Raw genomic sequence first — 15,406 nt, 5'->3', positions numbered from 1 at the left:
AGTACAGGTACGCAGATTGCAAATACACCAAGTATTACACAAGCAGGTATTAGTGCAGGAAACCAAAAAGTAACCAATGTGGCTGATGGTACAGTGGCTGCAGGTTCTAAAGATGCCGTTAATGGTGGACAGCTTGCCAATGTTCAAAGCCAAGTCACAGCGAATACAAACAATATTAGTAACTTGCAAAACAATATTAGTGATGTGACATCAGGTAAAACAGGCATTGTGAAACAGGCGGATGCCAATAGCCCAATTACCATTGGACAAGACACAGGGGGTACAACTGTAAATGTTGCAGGAACATCAGGTAATCGTACGGTAACAGGTGTGGCAAATGGTTCAGTTGCCCAAGGGTCTACAGATGCAATCAATGGTGGACAGCTTTCTAATGTATCAAACAGTGTTGCAAGCGTTATTGGTGGTGATGCAACGGTTGATGCAGATGGCAAAGTAACTGCAACTAACATTGGCGGTACAGGTGCAACCACTGTTGATCAAGCGATCAAAAATGTGAACCAAAGTGCAGCTAAAGCAAAATCAACTGTTACTCAAGGCGACAATATTGTTGTCACCACCTCTAATAATGCTGATGGCAGCACCAACTATCAAGTGGCAACGTCTAAAGACATTACTGCAAATACGGTTAAAGTTGGACAAGTTGAAATTGATAGCAATGGCGTAAATGCAGGAAACCAAAAAGTAACCAATGTGGCTGATGGTAGTATCACAAGCTCAAGCAAAGATGCAGTCAATGGTGCTCAGGTTTACCAAGCAAATACCAATGTATCTAACTACTTAGGTGGTGGTTCTACGGTAGATGCATCAACAGGACAAGTATCAGCACCAACCTACAATGTAGCAGGTGGGGCATATAACAATGTAGGTGATGCATTGGGGGCTGTAGATAAACGTGTAGATACACTAGAAAATGCGTTTGCTCAAACTAATCGAGGTTTAAATGAATTACGCCGCGATACAAGCGCAGGTATTGCAGGTGCAATGGCAGTTGGTAACTTACCACAACCAAGCGAACCAGGTTTAAGTATGGTGAGTGCAGGTTTAGGTGGATATAAAGGCGAAGGCGCCATTGCCGTGGGTGCAAGTGCCATTACGGACAACAACAAATACATTTGGAAGCTTGGTGCATCAGCCGACTCTAGAAGTAATGTTGGTGGCGCAGTATCTGTTGGTTACCAATGGAAATAATTTAAACTAGAAAACCTGAATTACCGCTCATTTTAATGGGCGGTAATTTTTTTTATACCTTATAAAAAAATGTGCTTTAATGCTGAAAGTCAAAAAAGATTGATACGCATATGGAACCAATAATACGATCGCTATTGGATACAGATTTATATAAATTTACGATGTTGCAAGTGGTATTGCACAAATTTCCGCAAACCCATAGCGTTTACCAATTTCGCTGTCGTAATTTAGAAGATACTGTCTATCCACTGACTGAAATTTTAAGCGACTTAAACGAACAATTAGATCATCTATGTAGCTTACGATTTAAGCCTGAAGAACTTGCCTATCTACGTAACTTACGCTTTATCAAAAGTGACTTTGTCGATTACTTAGAGTTATTTCAACTCAAACGTCGCTTTATACAAGCAGGAATTGACGAGCAAGGACGCTTAGATATTCATATTGAAGGACCAATGGTTCAAGCATTGATGTTTGAAATTTTTGTCCTCTCTATTGTGAATGAACTTTATTTTAAGCGTTTGCATACAGATGCCGTTATGGCAGAAGGCGAGCGTCGCTTACAAGAAAAATTAGCACTTCTTAAACAACTCGAACAAAAACGCCAACCGAAAGATGCTCCATTTTTAGTATCTGATTTTGGTACACGTCGGCGCTATAGTTTGAGCTGGCACAAGCATGTGGTAGAAACATTTCATCAAGCTGTACCATGTATGTTTAGAGGTACAAGTAATGTTTTACTTGCTAAAGAATTGGGTATTACACCTATTGGTACAATGGCGCATGAATTTTTGCAAGCCTTTCAAGCGCTTGATGTAAGACTACGTGATTTTCAAAAAGCAGCATTAGAAGCGTGGGTACAAGAGTATCGTGGCGATTTAGGTATTGCACTCACTGATGTTGTAGGAATGGATGCGTTCTTGCGTGACTTCGATTTATACTTTGCCAAACTATTTGATGGCTTACGTCATGACAGTGGCGACCCGTACGAATGGGGCGATAAAGCCTATGCGCATTATCAAAAACTAAAAATTGACAGTAAAACCAAAATGCTCACCTTTAGTGATGGTTTAACTTTGCCAAAAGCATGGGATTTATACCAATACTTCAAAGACCGCTTTAAAGTGAGTTTTGGCATTGGCACAAATTTAACCAATGATATGGGCGTAACACCGCTTAATATTGTACTTAAATTGGTGGAGTGTAATGGGCAGTCAGTTGCTAAAATTTCAGATAGTCCGGGTAAAACCATGACCGATAACAATACCTTTTTAGCATATTTGCGTCAGGTGTTTGATATTGAAGAAACAGATTGCGAAATAATCCAACTCTCTAAACTACATAAATAAATGTCATGCTACCTTTATTAGTAGACGCTGATGTACTCGTTGATTATTTAGATGATCCACGCGTTAAAATTGTAGATTTAACGCGTAGAACAGTCTATCAACAAGTACATTTGCCTAAAGCAATACATGCCCAACCCAAACAGCTTGTCCAACCTATTGACCTTGCTTCGGGTTTTTTGCCCTCACTTACTCAAATGCAGGCTTTAATTGAGCATTTGCACCTTGCCCCAACAGATCATGTAGTGGCCTATGATGATGAAGGAGGCGCATGGGCAAGCCGACTGTTATGGAACTTGCATTGTATTGGTTTTTTAAATACAAGTTTATTAAATGGTGGCATCCAAGCATGGCTTAGTGGTAAATACCCAATCAGCCATCAGGTACATCAACCCATCATACCTCAGCAATATTTTCAGCCCTCTTTTGCTACATCAGCCCAATATAAAGTTGACTACCAAACCCTAAAAGAACATGTGCAAGAACAGTCTATTCAAATTTGGGATTGTCGTAGTTTGGAAGAATATACAGGGCAAAAACGTACTGCAAGATTGGCAGGACACATTCCAAATGCCCGACATTACGAAGCAAACACTGCAATTTGTACAAAAAATCATTTAAGATTGCATCCCTTAGATCAGATTAAACAGCAATTACAGCAAGTGGGTTTTGATTTAACAAAACCTGTGGTGGTATATTGCCAATCACATCATCGTTCTGCGCTTGCTTATATGATTGGGCGTTTACTCAATTGGCAGGTGATGGCATATGATGGTGCGTGGAGTGAGTGGGGCAATTGCCTACACAGTCCAACAGTTATGGGAGAGAAGCCACTTTGAGCCTCAAATCGTTACAAAAACAGTTGTTTTTAAAAGCGCAAGATTTAGTACCACAACACCAACTAAGCCGTGTGGTGGGTAAAGTTGCAGCAAGTGAAAATAAGATTGTTAAAAATGTGGTTATTCAAGCCTTTAAAGCAAAATATGGCATTGATATGTCAATTGCTGAACAAAAAAATGCGCTTAAATATAAATCATTTAACGAATTTTTTACCCGTTCGCTAAAAACAACGGCACGTCAAATTGATACAGCGCAAGAAGCTGTGGTGTGTCCTGCTGATGGTGCTATTTCGCAAATTGGTGCGATTGTAGAGGGTGATGTTTTTCAGGCAAAAGGGCAAAGCTTTTCTGTAGAACAGTTGATTGGCGACCCTAAACTTGCAATGCCTTTTAAAAATGGGCAATTTGCGACAGTTTATTTGTCACCTAAAGACTACCACCGTGTGCATATGCCGTTTGATGGTAAATTAACAGAAACCTTGTATGTGCCAGGTGAACTTTTCTCGGTAAACCAAGTGACTGCTGAAAATGTATCGGGTTTATTTGCGCGTAACGAGCGTATGGTGTGTCTGTTTGATACATCTATTGGACGTATGGCAGTGGTATTGGTCGGTGCAATGATTGTTGCAGGTATTGAAACTGTTGCCACAGGAAAGGTTAAACCAACGGGTCGTTTAGAGCTTCAACATCATGATTTAGCGTTAAACAAAGGCGATGAACTTGGTCGTTTTTATTTAGGTTCAACGGCAATTGTATTGTTTGAACAAGATGTGATGGCTTGGGAAGAACAATTTAAAGCACAATCTGCAGTGGTGATGGGTGAGCGTTTGGGTCATCTTACCAAATAATAAGGACGTGGCATTTGCCACGTTTTTTTAGGTTAATAAATGAATGTATTAATTGAGTAGTTAAAAAGAATAAAAGATGAAGTTGATTTGCGACAACGTTATAAAGCGCCTTTTTCAGCACATCATTCATTCTTTACATCATGCCAAAAAAAAGAGCTATCAACTCCCATTAGTGATTATGAAAAAAATAAAAAACTAAAATCTATTTTACTTGATCTATATTCAAAATCACCTGTGCATTCAGATGTGGATTTTTGGATAGTCAAAGAATGGGGTGGTATTCGAAGTTTTAAAGAAACATCTAATAATATTGAAAAAATAGCAAAATTTAAACAACAGTCAAAAAATAGAAAGTTAACGATTGATACTTTTGATGTTATTTCATCTTTATCTAAAATAGCGTCATGTTTAAAACCAGATGATTTCTTTATTTATGATTCTAGAGCTATTTTTGCACTTAACTGGTGAATTTTAAAATACGAATTCAATACCCTTTACTTTCCAATCCCTACAAGTAGAAATAAAATTTTAAGTAACTTTGACTTAAACACAATTCTAAATTTATATCACTTAAATAGTTCAACACCTTTGTATGAGTCAAAGCAGGATGCTTATTTTAAATACTATAACTTTATTAAAAAGTATGCACAGCCTATTTTGGGTGAGGATGCAGAACCTTATGAATTGGAAATGCTATTGTTTGTTATTGCAGATCGTGAAATATTTAAAGATATGAAAGAAAGTATAAAACTAGGATTTCGATTTGTGCCCACTTAAGAGGTGGGCAAAAATACTAATCTTTAACAAATTGAGCACACTGATTATAGTCTTGTTTTGCCTTTTGTTGCTGTTCTGCACTGAGTTGCAAATAATGTCGAACAATCTTTTGAGTATATCCTTCATAAAATTTCGGTTTATGTACGACATAAGCAGGAACACTATTTTCTTGATAAAAATGAACCGCTTCAATTAAGCCTGTTTCAGTCATTTGAGTTTCGGGTTGCCGAATGACATCACACAATAAAGCAGTGTGGCGGTCTTTTTCTTCTTGGCTAGGTAGTGTCAGTTTGATGAAAACAAATGCACCTAAACACATCACCAATCCAATGACTATTTTTATCGTTTTAGACATAATTCCATATGAGTTCGTTTTTACAGGTCATATCATAACAGCATTAAAGCGATTCACTTTGGTACAGACGCTCTTTTGGAAAAATTGCTTTAAAGCAAGAGCCTTGATTAGCTTTAGAATCAATTTCTAAGTAAGCCCCGTGTTGCATTAAGACATGTTTTACAATCGCAAGCCCCAAACCTGTCCCCCCTGTTTGACGGCTACGTGCGGTATCAACACGGTAAAAACGCTCGGTTAAGCGAGGTAAATGTTTAGGGTCAATGCCAATGCCGTTATCTTGTACGGTAAAGTAGCCATGCGTTTGGTCTTCGTGCCAACCAATAGTAATAATGCCACCACCTTGAGGTGTGTATTTAATAGCATTGGTAATGAGGTTCCCAAAAGCACTCGCAAGCTCCATATCTGAACCAATTAAATCGCTATGGCTATCAAGTTCTAAATGAAGCATATGCCCATATTCTGTGTTGTAGGCTTGTGCATCATCAAATAATTGATTCATCAAACTTGGCATATCAACAATTTGGTTTTTAGCAATTTTTTTATCATTTTCTAGGCGAGATAATAAGAGTAAATCGTTTACTAATGCATTCATTCGCCGTGTTTGTGACTGCATTTGGTCAAAAGCACGGTTCCAACGTGGATTAAAATCATCTTGATCACGGAATGTTTCTAAATAACCACTTAATACAGTAAGGGGAGTACGTAGTTCATGCGAGATATTATCTACAAAGTCTTTCCGCATTTGCTCTAAGTTATGAACGCGTGTGATATCGTAGGCAAGCAGTAAACGACTTTCTACGCCAAAACCTGTTAGTTTTACTTGAATATATTGATCTTCATCTAAGGTGGATTGTAGCTTTAAGCCATCGGGATGTTCATCCATATGATGGAAGTATTCAATAAAACTAGGCTGTCTTAAAATACCCAATAAGCTACGCCCACGGTCAACTTCTTTAATGCCAAGTAAACGTTCGGCAGCGGGGTTCCACCACTCAATTTGATGGAACTCATCGGTTAGCACCACAGCTTCGCTTAAGGCAACCAAAGAGGCTTGCGCCCGATCAATTAACCCTACCATCTCTGCTTGCACAATACGTTCTTGGCGTTGCGCACGATAAATATTAAATAACAGCGCGCCCCAAATTCCATTGATGTTAGGGGGAACATCGTACGGATGATGAGAAATCCAATAGTTAATGAGGTACAGTGAACGCAGTTGAACGCCTAAAAAGCACACACATGCAATACTAAGGCAAATCCAAAAGTAGCCAAGCCCAAAGCCCACTAAACTTGCAACTAACACAAAAAAGAACAAGACTTTTAAATCTTGCTTTGCATATTGCCACAGACTGCTATAACGGTATTTTTTATGTTCGTGACTAATTTCAGGCGTGGGGTAGGGTTCGTACATAATTTAAAATCTTAAGCAGGCGCATCTGCACGGGTAGAAAAACGATAACCTGTGCCACGGACAGTTTGAACAAAACGGTCTACGCCAAAAGGTTCTAAGACTTTGCGTAAACGACGGATATGAACGTCAATTGTACGGTCTTCGATATAGACATTACCACCCCATACTTGGTCAAGTAGTTGGGCACGCGTGTACGCACGTTCGGCATGGGTCATAAAAAATGCCAATAAACGGTATTCGGTTGGTCCCATTTCTAAAATGTTGTCGCCAAAACTTACGCGTTGGCTTACAGGGTCTAATACTAAACCGTTGGCATCTATTTGTTTTTCGCCACTGAGTGCATTTGAGCGTCTAAGTACGGCTTTAATGCGTGATGTAAGCTCGCGGGTAGAGAATGGCTTGGTCATATAGTCGTCTGCACCTGCATCTAGCCCTTGTACTTTGTGGTCTTCTTCGCCACGGGCAGTGAGCATAATCACAGGAATTTCGGCTAATGTTTCATCACGTTTTAAACGACGGCAGAGGTCTACACCACTCATTCCATTGGGGAGCATCCAATCTAATAAAACCAAAGCAGGACGTTGATCCACAATCATTTGATGGGCTTGTTTTGCATCTTCTGCTTGTAAACATTGGAAGCCTGCCATATCTAGCGCAGTATGAATCATTTCACGAATGGGTAATTCGTCATCTACAATTAAAATGTAGTCTTCTTTCACAGTGTCACATCCTATTTAACCACGGCTTGGCTGCCCATATTACAAAGTTTAATTATGACAGTAGTATTGCATTGGGGGCAGATTCAGCAATTTTTATGAATTTTTCATGAAAGTATAATGACAGTTTTATGATTAAACGAGTCGTTTGATTTCTTTTTTCTTCCAAACCAGTAAATAGTAACTTGCTTGAAAGATACATAAGCAGACAAAAGATAAAGCATACGCCATCCAAATGCCATTAAGCCCCCACATGTGACTAAACCAATAGGCACACGGTGTTTCAATACACAAAATTGTGGCAATGTTAATAATCATGGGTAGGTTTACTGTACCTGTGGCACGCATTGTAGAGGCAAAAATAGCACTTGCCCCAAAAAATAAAACTGCCCAAAGTACAGTAAATAATAGTGATTGCCCAAGCGTGACAACAGACGGATCTGTAATAAACAGTTGCATCAGTGGTTTAGAAAACAAATAGGCAATTGTGACTAATGTACCTGTAATCATGAGGTTCATAAGTAGGGCAGTACGTGTAATTTTGGAGAGTAAATTGGTTTTATTGGCACCCACGGCTTGCCCCACAAAAATGGATGTGGCAATGGCAATGGAGAGGGCAGGAAATTGAATAAAGTTCATTACCTGATTAACAGCACCGTACGCTGCGGTAGCATGTGCACCAAATGTATTAATTAAGCCGACAATCACCAAGCCTGCAAGTGAGGTTGTGACCATTTGTACGCCTGTTGGAATACCCAATTTTAGAATTTTTTTGATCAATTTTTTATCATATTTGACATGACGTAATAGCGTTTGGTTGGGGCGTAAAGTATGTTTTTTATAATTTAGATAAAAACTTAAAAAAATAAGTACCGCAATATTACCCACAATCGCGGCAATTGCAGGTGATAAAATCCCCATGTGCGGCAAGCCCATATAACCTGTAATGAGGGCAGGGGTGATACATAGCCCAATCATGGTGGTCATACTTAACGCAACCAGTGGAGTTACGCTATCGCCCACACCACGTAATAAAGAGGTATACATGATGTATAAAAATAACAATGGGCTTCCTGCCAACATGGTACGGATATAAGGCAATGCTAGATGCATCACGGTGGTATCTGTTTGTAACGCCGTTAAAATGTGTGAGGCAAAAGTAATCCCAAACCCTGCAATACAAAACCCTAAAATAAGCGTTAAAAAAATGGTTGTACCCACAACTTGCTGTACTTTTTCTGTATTTTGAGCGCCCCATGCTTGGCTTACTAAAATAGAAGCACCTGACGACACACCAATAATAAACGCCATTAAACAAAACAAGATTGGAAAAAATACAGCGACGGCTGCAACTGAATTGACACCAAGCATTTGCCCTACAAAGATCGTATTTAAAGTACCTGAAACGCTTTGCAAAATATTGGTGGCAATAAGTGGCAGTAAAAAAAAGAAAAAAGATTTCCAAAGGTGTTGCTCTGTCACTAATGGACGTTGTTTCATTGTATCTTCTTATGTTGTGTTTTATTCAAGCATAAAAGAAAAAGGTGTAAAACAATACTGTTGCTTTGTTGTGATGTTTAAATAAAAAACTCAATCTTCAAATATTAGATGAATAACATTTAACTTTTTAAAATATATTAGAATATTATAGTGAATCATAAAGAGAATACACAATGTTAAACCCTGTTTGGTATAGTTGTATGCAAACCCAAGAATCTCATAACAAAACTTACCGCTTTGGCTTTTCTATTCCTAGCTTATATGATTACAACCGATGGTTTGAGCTAGAGTATAAACAACCACGTACTCCAAAAGAACAAACTGAATGGGAGCAACTAATGAATATAGCTATTGATATTAAAAATACATATTTAGCTTATAAAAAATTACCCATTCAACAGCCCCCTACTACGATGTATGCCTATCATGTACCTGCCAATATTCACCAAAATTTTAAAGGTTTTTTTAAAATATCTGATGGTTATAAACTGTTTACAAAAGAATGTTATGAGCTGTTACAACAATTTAAGTTAGCAGAAGGTACACAGTTTTTCCCTTTACGCTTGTATGACCAAGAAAGTAACCAACCGCTAAATAACGAAACCTACTACCTCATGAACCTAACCGAAAGTTCATGGCGTTCTTACCTAATGCCAGAAAGCTGTGAAGGCGAATTATGTAATTTAGAATATTTAAATGGAGGAGTACAACACTATTTTTTATGCCCAGGAGATGAATTTGATCATGCAATTGCAGTATCTAGCGAGGCACTAAGTTGCGACCTAGACTTATGGCATGACCCAGCACTTAAAGGTTCTATGTTTATGTCTGATCGCTTAAAACAAGCCTTGGCTCAAGCTAATTTTTTAGAAGCATGGTATGTACTGCCTACCCAAATTATTTACAAAAATTAATAAGCACATCTTTCTTTTTAAGGCCTGTATTTATTGAAAATTTTTAAATTAATGACTTACGATATTTTTAATTTTGGTTTCTTTGATATTGCATAGAAAACCGTTAAAAATTTGATTCAAAGCAAGATTCACCGTTAGATTACAATGTATGTTAAATATACAAAAAATGCTCAAATAACAAACAATGAAATAAAGTAATTTTTATAAAATAAAAAAACAATACTAATTAAGCAAAGGAAATAAAAATGAGAATGTCGACAGTAGATTGGATTGCATATGTACTCACCATCGTAGGTGGATTAAATTGGGGGTTAGTAGGTGCTTTTAACTTCAATTTAGTTTCAGCAATTTTTGGTGATATGAGTGCATTATCTCGCATCATTTATGTATTAGTGGGTTTATCGGCAATTTATTTAATTTATACAGGCACAAAGCTCACCAAACGTTAATAGAAAAAAGATCTCCTTATTGGAGATCTTTTTTTGCATCTTTTCTAAGTTCTGTAACAGGGACACCCCCTATTCCCCAATTATCAGTATCTACTTCATCAATCGTTACAATGGTGGTTTGAGGGTTTTTGCCTAATACATCTACCAATAACTGTGTTGCGCCTGCAATCAGTTGTTCCTTTTGTTCTTTAGTGACCCCTTCACGGGTAATCTTAATATTAACGTATGGCATATTATTTACCTCTTAGGCGATATCTACATCTTTTTGAGTCAGCATTAATTTTTTTAACTTACGCTCTTTACGACGTTTTTTCACAAAGGTATATGAGTTAAACATTGCAATAGATAACAACATGATTGAAATAAATGCAAATACAAACGTTAAACCTGTTTGTTGCCCAATTAAGCCCACCAATGCAGAGCCACTTAATGCACCCGAATATGCTAAAATTGATACATAAGATAAAGCTTGAGATTTAGGAACAAAGTCTTGACGACCCACACGTGAGAATAAAATGGGAACAATGTTTGATAGACCTAAGCCCACCAAAGCATAGCCAAATAAAACAAAATACCAAACTGCAGTAGGTGCAAGAACGACAATTGCCATACCTAAACTTGCACAAATAGAACTACCCCAAATTAACTTTTTCTCGCCAATTTTCTTTAAAACAATGTGGGCAAAAAAGCGAGATAGTGTCATGGTTACGGCAAAGCAACTGTACGCTAAACTCGCATTAGACAATGACGTATGATAGTTGCTTGTCAGGTAAACGCCACTCCAATCTAAAACAGTACTTTCTGTTAAAAATGCAATAAAGCACATCATACCAAGCGCTAAAATAATAGGATGAGGAATTGAAAACTTTTTAACAGGTTCTTGCAGTTGTTCTACTTTTGGTTTGTTGGTTGTATTGACACTCGATTTATTCATTGCACCTAATGTTGAAAATACAGCAATCACAGACATGAGGAGTCCAGCTAAAAATGTTGTATTTAAAGGTGATAGTCCTAAATGAAATAAAGAGGTCATTGCAAGTGCAGCGACAAGTCCGCCTAAACTGCACATGCCATGAAAGTTAGACATTATAGGGCGATCATATTTTTCTTCTATAATAACGCCTTGGAAATTAACAGCAATGCCTGTTGCACCAGATGCAATCCCAAAAAATATAAGAAAAATTGCAATGATTGGAATGCTAGTTAAACTGGTGACGATGGGTAAGGTAAGGATAAAAATTAAAGATGAAACTGCAATAATAAAACGGCAACCTAAATATTTAATAATACGTCCTGTGATCAGCATAGCAGCAACTGAACCTAATCCCATTCCTAAAATAAGTAATCCCAAATCATTATGATTTAGTCCTAACTTTAATTTTAAGAATGGAATCAATGATGCCCATGTTGCCATGGAGAAGCCTAAATTAAAAAAAGCGAGGCGAGTTGTGTTCTTTTGAACGGATAATTTTTCGAAAAAATTCTCTGATTCCATGATCATATACTTAGATTTATTTGTTATCACATTAATATAAATAATTAGAAAAGTAAAAAATGGTTATATTTCCTTGCAAAATACCTATGAAAAAATACGTAAACATCGTATTAATTACATAAGGTATTAATTTTTTTGAAAAATTATAATTTTATTAAATAAAAAATATTAAAAGTGAATGAAATAAGATAAGAGTAAATGTATTAATTCAACCGAATTTTATTAAAATGATTAAGTAACAAATAGGTAAGGTTAAGCATGGTTAAAATATCATTTTACTAGAAATTATCTTGAACAAAAGCATATTGATGATGAGAAGTAAATTTATCTATTATTTAAAGAGATTCGGATACTTAAATGATATTTTTAATGTATTACTTATCTAATCTTATAACTTTTTAAAGGATTATTTATAGCCATTCAAGCAGTTTAATAATATAAGCAAAAAGAAGTGTAAGTGCATCAATAAGCAGACCTGCAACTGTGCCATATACTGTAACCTGAATAAGTTTAATTTGAGTTTTAGAGCTTATTGATTTTAAATTATATGTAGCGAGTGCTAATAGGATAAAAATCCAATAATCTAAGTTTAGATTAAGTTGTCTAGATAAAAGCGTATCGTATAAATTTAAAATAGAAACAAAGACTAAATATGCTGTGAAAAATACACTTCCTATGATAATGACCCATCTATCAGCAGGATTTTTAAGAGAAAATATATTGTATTTTTCTTTTTGTTTTATGAACATAAAAATTAATTTGGTTAAAATACAAACATTAACTTTAATGGAGGTTCATAATTTTAACAAGGTAAAATTATCTAAAAGCTAACGTTGAAATATTGTCCTATTTCAATAGTTTTAAAAGAAGTTTTTGATTTCATATCTTTGATAAAATTTAAAGAAGAACTAGGCGAAATTATTAAAATGAATACCATTGTTTTTTGAATGGCATGAATTATCTTTTTAAGCATATTCTGGATAAATCTATTTTTTAAAAGGCTGATGCACCTGTCATATAAATTTATGGGTACTTTCTTAAAAAAGATAAAGACTTTTTTTAAAGATGGTTTTATGCAGAGCTTATTCTATTTAATAAATTTTATGCAAAACCATCTTTGATTAGAAGTAGAGTAAAGCATTCTAAAGAATATATTCTATACCTGCACGGATAACCCCTAAAACCAAACCAATAAATGCACCAACCACCACACCATTGACACGAATCATGTGTAAATCACCACCCACTTCGTTTTCAATTTTGGCGATCATTTCGCTAGAATCCCATTCTTGAATTCGTCCACTGACAAAGCGGATAATTTTATTGCTATATTGTCCACTAAAATGAATAGCAAGTGTGCTCATACGTTGGTTTAATAGCTGTCGTACTTCTTGGTTTTCAATTAAATTTTGTCCCAACAGTTCAATGGCTGCTCGAAGATTATGAGCAACGCCCGAATTGGGTTTTTGTAAATCTTCTTTAAGGGCATTAAATAAAATTACCACTGCACCGCTAATAAAATTAAGTAGTTGTGGACTATTAATCAGTGCATTTTTACTTGCGTTGAGGCGTATGCTTGCATCGCTATCATCTTGTTGTAAAGCAAGCATTAAGTCATTGCCATAGGTTTCGATATGTTGTCGCCAAGGATGTTCAGGGTTTTTAAGCATCTCTTCAAGCTGTTCAACAAAGGTATCAATGGTGCGTTGTTGCATATCAATACCAAGCCAACTTGCACCTTTAGACAGTTTTAAAATACCAAATTCTTGAAACAGTTTGGTTGTGATGCGTCGGGTTTCATCGGGATGAGTTAGTACCCATTCATGAGCTAAATCTAACGCGTGTTGTAATACATCTTGGTGAAAATCATTTTCTAAAACTGCGCGTAACATTTCGCTTGCAAGGCGGTTAATTTTGGTATTTTGTACCCATTGCACGCTGTTATTTTGAATAAAAGTAGCAATTTGTTGTTGTTCTACAAAATCAAAAACTTGTGGCAACGTTTGTTGCATCATCTGTGTGACTTGCGTACTGTTATTTGGGTTGGCAAGCCATTGCCCTGCATGCTGTGCAAGGTCTGTACGTTGTAAACTTTGTTCTACAATTTTAGGGGATAAAAAATTCTCTTGTACAAATCGTCCCATCGATTCGGCAATACGGGCTTTATTACGCGGAATAATCTCGGTATGGTCACGTAAAAAATGCGGAATAGGTAAACGCCCAAAAGGATTTCTAAATAACACTGTAATGGCGTACCAATCGGCTAAACCACCTACAACGCCTGCCTCTGCACCTAACATTAAAATATGTAAAAAGGTGGTGTATTGTGGCAAAAATTTGGCACTTATCATCAATAATAGCCAAGCACACACGGCAATAATTAGTGCAATGGTGGCAAAGCGTTTACTACGTTGTAAGCTGGGTGAAATTGTTTGAGCGTTTAAACTCATAAATTAAATCCTAAACCAATATTAGCGTGGAGGTGGCACTATAATAGCCCCATTTTCATTAATACCATATTTTGCACCTAGGTTTTGTAAAATGAGTTTGGCATCAAACGCATTTGGATTTTGGGCTGTTTTATAACAGTTGATGGTATAAGACACTTCGCTTGGTTCTGTAGTAATCACTTGTGGCACATCGTTCCATGGGTTTAAAAATGGGCGAGGAAACAAAACAGGATTATTGTTATAGACAATACTTTGCCGAGGTGGTGCATTACGATTACTTGGGTCGTTCATGACTTCAAAGTAGCGAAAACCTTGTTGGATTGTGGTGCGAGCAGATTGTACTAAGGCAATTTCTTGAGCTGTACCATAGCTAATATTTTGTCTTGCATCAAAACGAATCCGAAATGTTTGGGCATTGAGCGGATAGGTTGAAAAATTCCCTAACTGATTAAATGTAAGCGGTGCATTTAATGTGGCACAACCACCAAGCATTAGACTGCCTGCTAAAAGTAAAGTAAGTGTTTTCATCGTTTAAAAGTGACTATGGGGTTGAGTTAAAAACTGAAGTTCTTCTTTGGTAGAAGTACGACCAAGGGCTGTATTGCGATGGGGATAACGTCCAAAGCGGTCAATAATTGCTTTGTGTTGATACTCAAATTCTAAATTTGTGGGATTACCTAAATCTGTAAAAAGCTCTACCGCGTATTCGTGAATTTTTTGTGATTCACTGTGCATAAAAGGCATATATAAAAACGCACGTTGTTGTTGGGGCAGTTCTTGATCGAGTCCTAAAGTAATGGCTTCTTGTGCAAGGGTTAACGCCATTGTGTCTTGAGCAAACGCATTGGGTGTATTTCTAAATAAATTACGTGAGAATTGATCTAAAATAATAATTTCGGCAAGTCGCCCTTGGATGGTTTTGCGCCATGACCAAAGTTCAGCTTGTCGAGCCTCTTGGTGTAGATCCGAAAATTGTTCGTGAATGATTTGGTCAAAGGCATCATCTTGTTTAAACCATAATGGTTGATGCTGGGAATTAAACCAAAATGCTAAAACTGAGTTCATCTTTATTTACTCAATCATAGAAAATAAATAAA

General features: G+C 36.8%; 17 protein-coding genes. 7 read left to right on the top strand and 10 right to left on the bottom strand.

Annotation, left to right across the window (positions count from 1 at the left end):
- The 5 genes from PCI70_RS03645 to PCI70_RS03625 all read left to right on the top strand — a co-directional run.
- Positions 1-1,209 (top strand): YadA C-terminal domain-containing protein (locus PCI70_RS03645; RefSeq protein WP_269913989.1); only part of this gene is annotated, 1,209 nt, incomplete at its 5' end.
- Between the two features lie 110 nt (positions 1,210-1,319).
- On the top strand, positions 1,320-2,558 hold the full coding sequence (gene pncB / locus PCI70_RS03640; protein WP_269913988.1) for a nicotinate phosphoribosyltransferase: 1,239 nt from the start codon (positions 1,320-1,322) through the stop codon (positions 2,556-2,558).
- A gap of 5 nt (positions 2,559-2,563) precedes the next feature.
- Entirely contained in the window at positions 2,564-3,394 is an 831-nt protein-coding gene (locus PCI70_RS03635) for a sulfurtransferase (RefSeq protein ID WP_269913987.1), read from the top strand.
- Positions 3,391-4,242, top strand: a complete 852-nt coding sequence (asd, locus tag PCI70_RS03630; RefSeq protein WP_269913986.1) for an archaetidylserine decarboxylase — start codon at positions 3,391-3,393, stop codon at positions 4,240-4,242. The genes PCI70_RS03635 and asd overlap by 4 nt, the downstream gene beginning before the upstream one ends.
- Positions 4,243-4,329: 87 nt before the next feature.
- The gene (locus PCI70_RS03625; protein WP_269913985.1) at positions 4,330-4,710 is read left to right on the top strand and encodes a hypothetical protein; all 381 of its coding nucleotides are present in this window, start codon (positions 4,330-4,332) and stop codon (positions 4,708-4,710) included.
- A 325-nt stretch (positions 4,711-5,035) separates the two neighbouring features.
- On the opposite strand, the gene PCI70_RS03620 is transcribed toward PCI70_RS03625, so the two are convergent.
- The 4 genes from PCI70_RS03620 to PCI70_RS03605 form a co-directional block, all read right to left on the bottom strand.
- On the bottom strand, positions 5,036-5,374 hold the full coding sequence (locus PCI70_RS03620) for a hypothetical protein (protein WP_269913984.1): 339 nt from the start codon (positions 5,372-5,374) through the stop codon (positions 5,036-5,038).
- A 43-nt stretch (positions 5,375-5,417) separates the two neighbouring features.
- Positions 5,418-6,785: a phosphate regulon sensor histidine kinase PhoR gene (gene phoR / locus PCI70_RS03615; protein WP_269913983.1), complete on the bottom strand. Its 1,368-nt coding sequence runs from the start codon at positions 6,783-6,785 to the stop codon at positions 5,418-5,420.
- 11 nt (positions 6,786-6,796) lie between these two features.
- Positions 6,797-7,504, bottom strand: a complete 708-nt coding sequence (gene phoB, locus PCI70_RS03610) for a phosphate regulon transcriptional regulator PhoB (RefSeq protein ID WP_269913982.1) — start codon at positions 7,502-7,504, stop codon at positions 6,797-6,799.
- Positions 7,505-7,636: 132 nt separating this feature from the next.
- The gene (locus PCI70_RS03605) at positions 7,637-9,001 is read right to left on the bottom strand and encodes an MATE family efflux transporter (protein WP_269913981.1); all 1,365 of its coding nucleotides are present in this window, start codon (positions 8,999-9,001) and stop codon (positions 7,637-7,639) included.
- Between the two features lie 200 nt (positions 9,002-9,201).
- Here PCI70_RS03605 and PCI70_RS03600 point away from each other — a divergent pair, with 200 nt between their 5' ends.
- Together PCI70_RS03600 and PCI70_RS03595 are read left to right on the top strand one after the other, a co-directional pair.
- The gene (locus tag PCI70_RS03600) at positions 9,202-9,915 is read left to right on the top strand and encodes a hypothetical protein (protein ID WP_269913980.1); all 714 of its coding nucleotides are present in this window, start codon (positions 9,202-9,204) and stop codon (positions 9,913-9,915) included.
- Between the two features lie 245 nt (positions 9,916-10,160).
- Positions 10,161-10,364, top strand: coding sequence for a DUF378 domain-containing protein (locus tag PCI70_RS03595; RefSeq protein ID WP_269913979.1), 204 nt, complete (start codon positions 10,161-10,163; stop codon positions 10,362-10,364).
- A gap of 16 nt (positions 10,365-10,380) precedes the next feature.
- On the opposite strand, the gene PCI70_RS03590 is transcribed toward PCI70_RS03595, so the two are convergent.
- The 6 genes from PCI70_RS03590 to PCI70_RS03565 all read right to left on the bottom strand — a co-directional run bounded on the left by PCI70_RS03590 (position 10,381) and on the right by PCI70_RS03565 (position 15,374).
- Positions 10,381-10,596, bottom strand: a complete 216-nt coding sequence (locus PCI70_RS03590; RefSeq protein WP_269913978.1) for a tautomerase family protein — start codon at positions 10,594-10,596, stop codon at positions 10,381-10,383.
- A gap of 12 nt (positions 10,597-10,608) precedes the next feature.
- Positions 10,609-11,859, bottom strand: a complete 1,251-nt coding sequence (locus tag PCI70_RS03585; RefSeq protein ID WP_333473528.1) for an MFS transporter — start codon at positions 11,857-11,859, stop codon at positions 10,609-10,611.
- Between the two features lie 410 nt (positions 11,860-12,269).
- Complete coding sequence (locus tag PCI70_RS03580; protein ID WP_269913976.1) at positions 12,270-12,608, bottom strand: hypothetical protein; 339 nt, start codon at positions 12,606-12,608, stop codon at positions 12,270-12,272.
- Positions 12,609-13,001: 393 nt separating this feature from the next.
- Positions 13,002-14,309 (bottom strand): DUF445 domain-containing protein, encoded by a 1,308-nt coding sequence (locus tag PCI70_RS03575; protein ID WP_269913975.1) that lies wholly within the window; start codon positions 14,307-14,309, stop codon positions 13,002-13,004.
- A gap of 21 nt (positions 14,310-14,330) precedes the next feature.
- On the bottom strand, positions 14,331-14,837 hold the full coding sequence (locus PCI70_RS03570) for a CC0125/CC1285 family lipoprotein (protein ID WP_269913974.1): 507 nt from the start codon (positions 14,835-14,837) through the stop codon (positions 14,331-14,333).
- A 3-nt stretch (positions 14,838-14,840) separates the two neighbouring features.
- Entirely contained in the window at positions 14,841-15,374 is a 534-nt protein-coding gene (locus tag PCI70_RS03565; RefSeq protein WP_269913973.1) for a DUF924 family protein, read from the bottom strand.
- Positions 15,375-15,406: the final 32 nt, after the last annotated feature.

The organism is Acinetobacter sp. HY1485 (assembly GCF_027568475.1).
In the GTDB taxonomy this organism is placed as follows: Bacteria; Pseudomonadota; Gammaproteobacteria; order Pseudomonadales; family Moraxellaceae; genus Acinetobacter.
The sequence above is the reverse complement of the archived record's forward strand: the minus strand, read 5'-3'. Positions and strand labels throughout refer to the sequence as shown.

Bases quoted from the DNA above. Each gene is read 5' to 3' on its own strand.
- PCI70_RS03590 (WP_269913978.1), bottom strand. From the start codon at position 10,596: ATGCCATACGTTAATATTAAGATTACCCGTGAAGGGGTCACTAAAGAA.
- PCI70_RS03580 (WP_269913976.1), bottom strand. From the start codon at position 12,608: ATGTTCATAAAACAAAAAGAAAAATACAATATATTTTCTCTTAAAAAT.
- PCI70_RS03600 (WP_269913980.1), top strand. From the start codon at position 9,202: ATGCAAACCCAAGAATCTCATAACAAAACTTACCGCTTTGGCTTTTCT.
- PCI70_RS03595 (WP_269913979.1), top strand. From the start codon at position 10,161: ATGAGAATGTCGACAGTAGATTGGATTGCATATGTACTCACCATCGTA.
- PCI70_RS03620 (WP_269913984.1), bottom strand. From the start codon at position 5,374: ATGTCTAAAACGATAAAAATAGTCATTGGATTGGTGATGTGTTTAGGT.
- PCI70_RS03635 (WP_269913987.1), top strand. From the start codon at position 2,564: ATGCTACCTTTATTAGTAGACGCTGATGTACTCGTTGATTATTTAGAT.
- PCI70_RS03575 (WP_269913975.1), bottom strand. From the start codon at position 14,309: ATGAGTTTAAACGCTCAAACAATTTCACCCAGCTTACAACGTAGTAAA.
- pncB (WP_269913988.1), top strand. From the start codon at position 1,320: ATGGAACCAATAATACGATCGCTATTGGATACAGATTTATATAAATTT.
- PCI70_RS03605 (WP_269913981.1), bottom strand. From the start codon at position 9,001: ATGAAACAACGTCCATTAGTGACAGAGCAACACCTTTGGAAATCTTTT.
- phoR (WP_269913983.1), bottom strand. From the start codon at position 6,785: ATGTACGAACCCTACCCCACGCCTGAAATTAGTCACGAACATAAAAAA.
- PCI70_RS03570 (WP_269913974.1), bottom strand. From the start codon at position 14,837: ATGAAAACACTTACTTTACTTTTAGCAGGCAGTCTAATGCTTGGTGGT.
- PCI70_RS03585 (WP_333473528.1), bottom strand. From the start codon at position 11,859: ATGGAATCAGAGAATTTTTTCGAAAAATTATCCGTTCAAAAGAACACA.
- PCI70_RS03565 (WP_269913973.1), bottom strand. From the start codon at position 15,374: ATGAACTCAGTTTTAGCATTTTGGTTTAATTCCCAGCATCAACCATTA.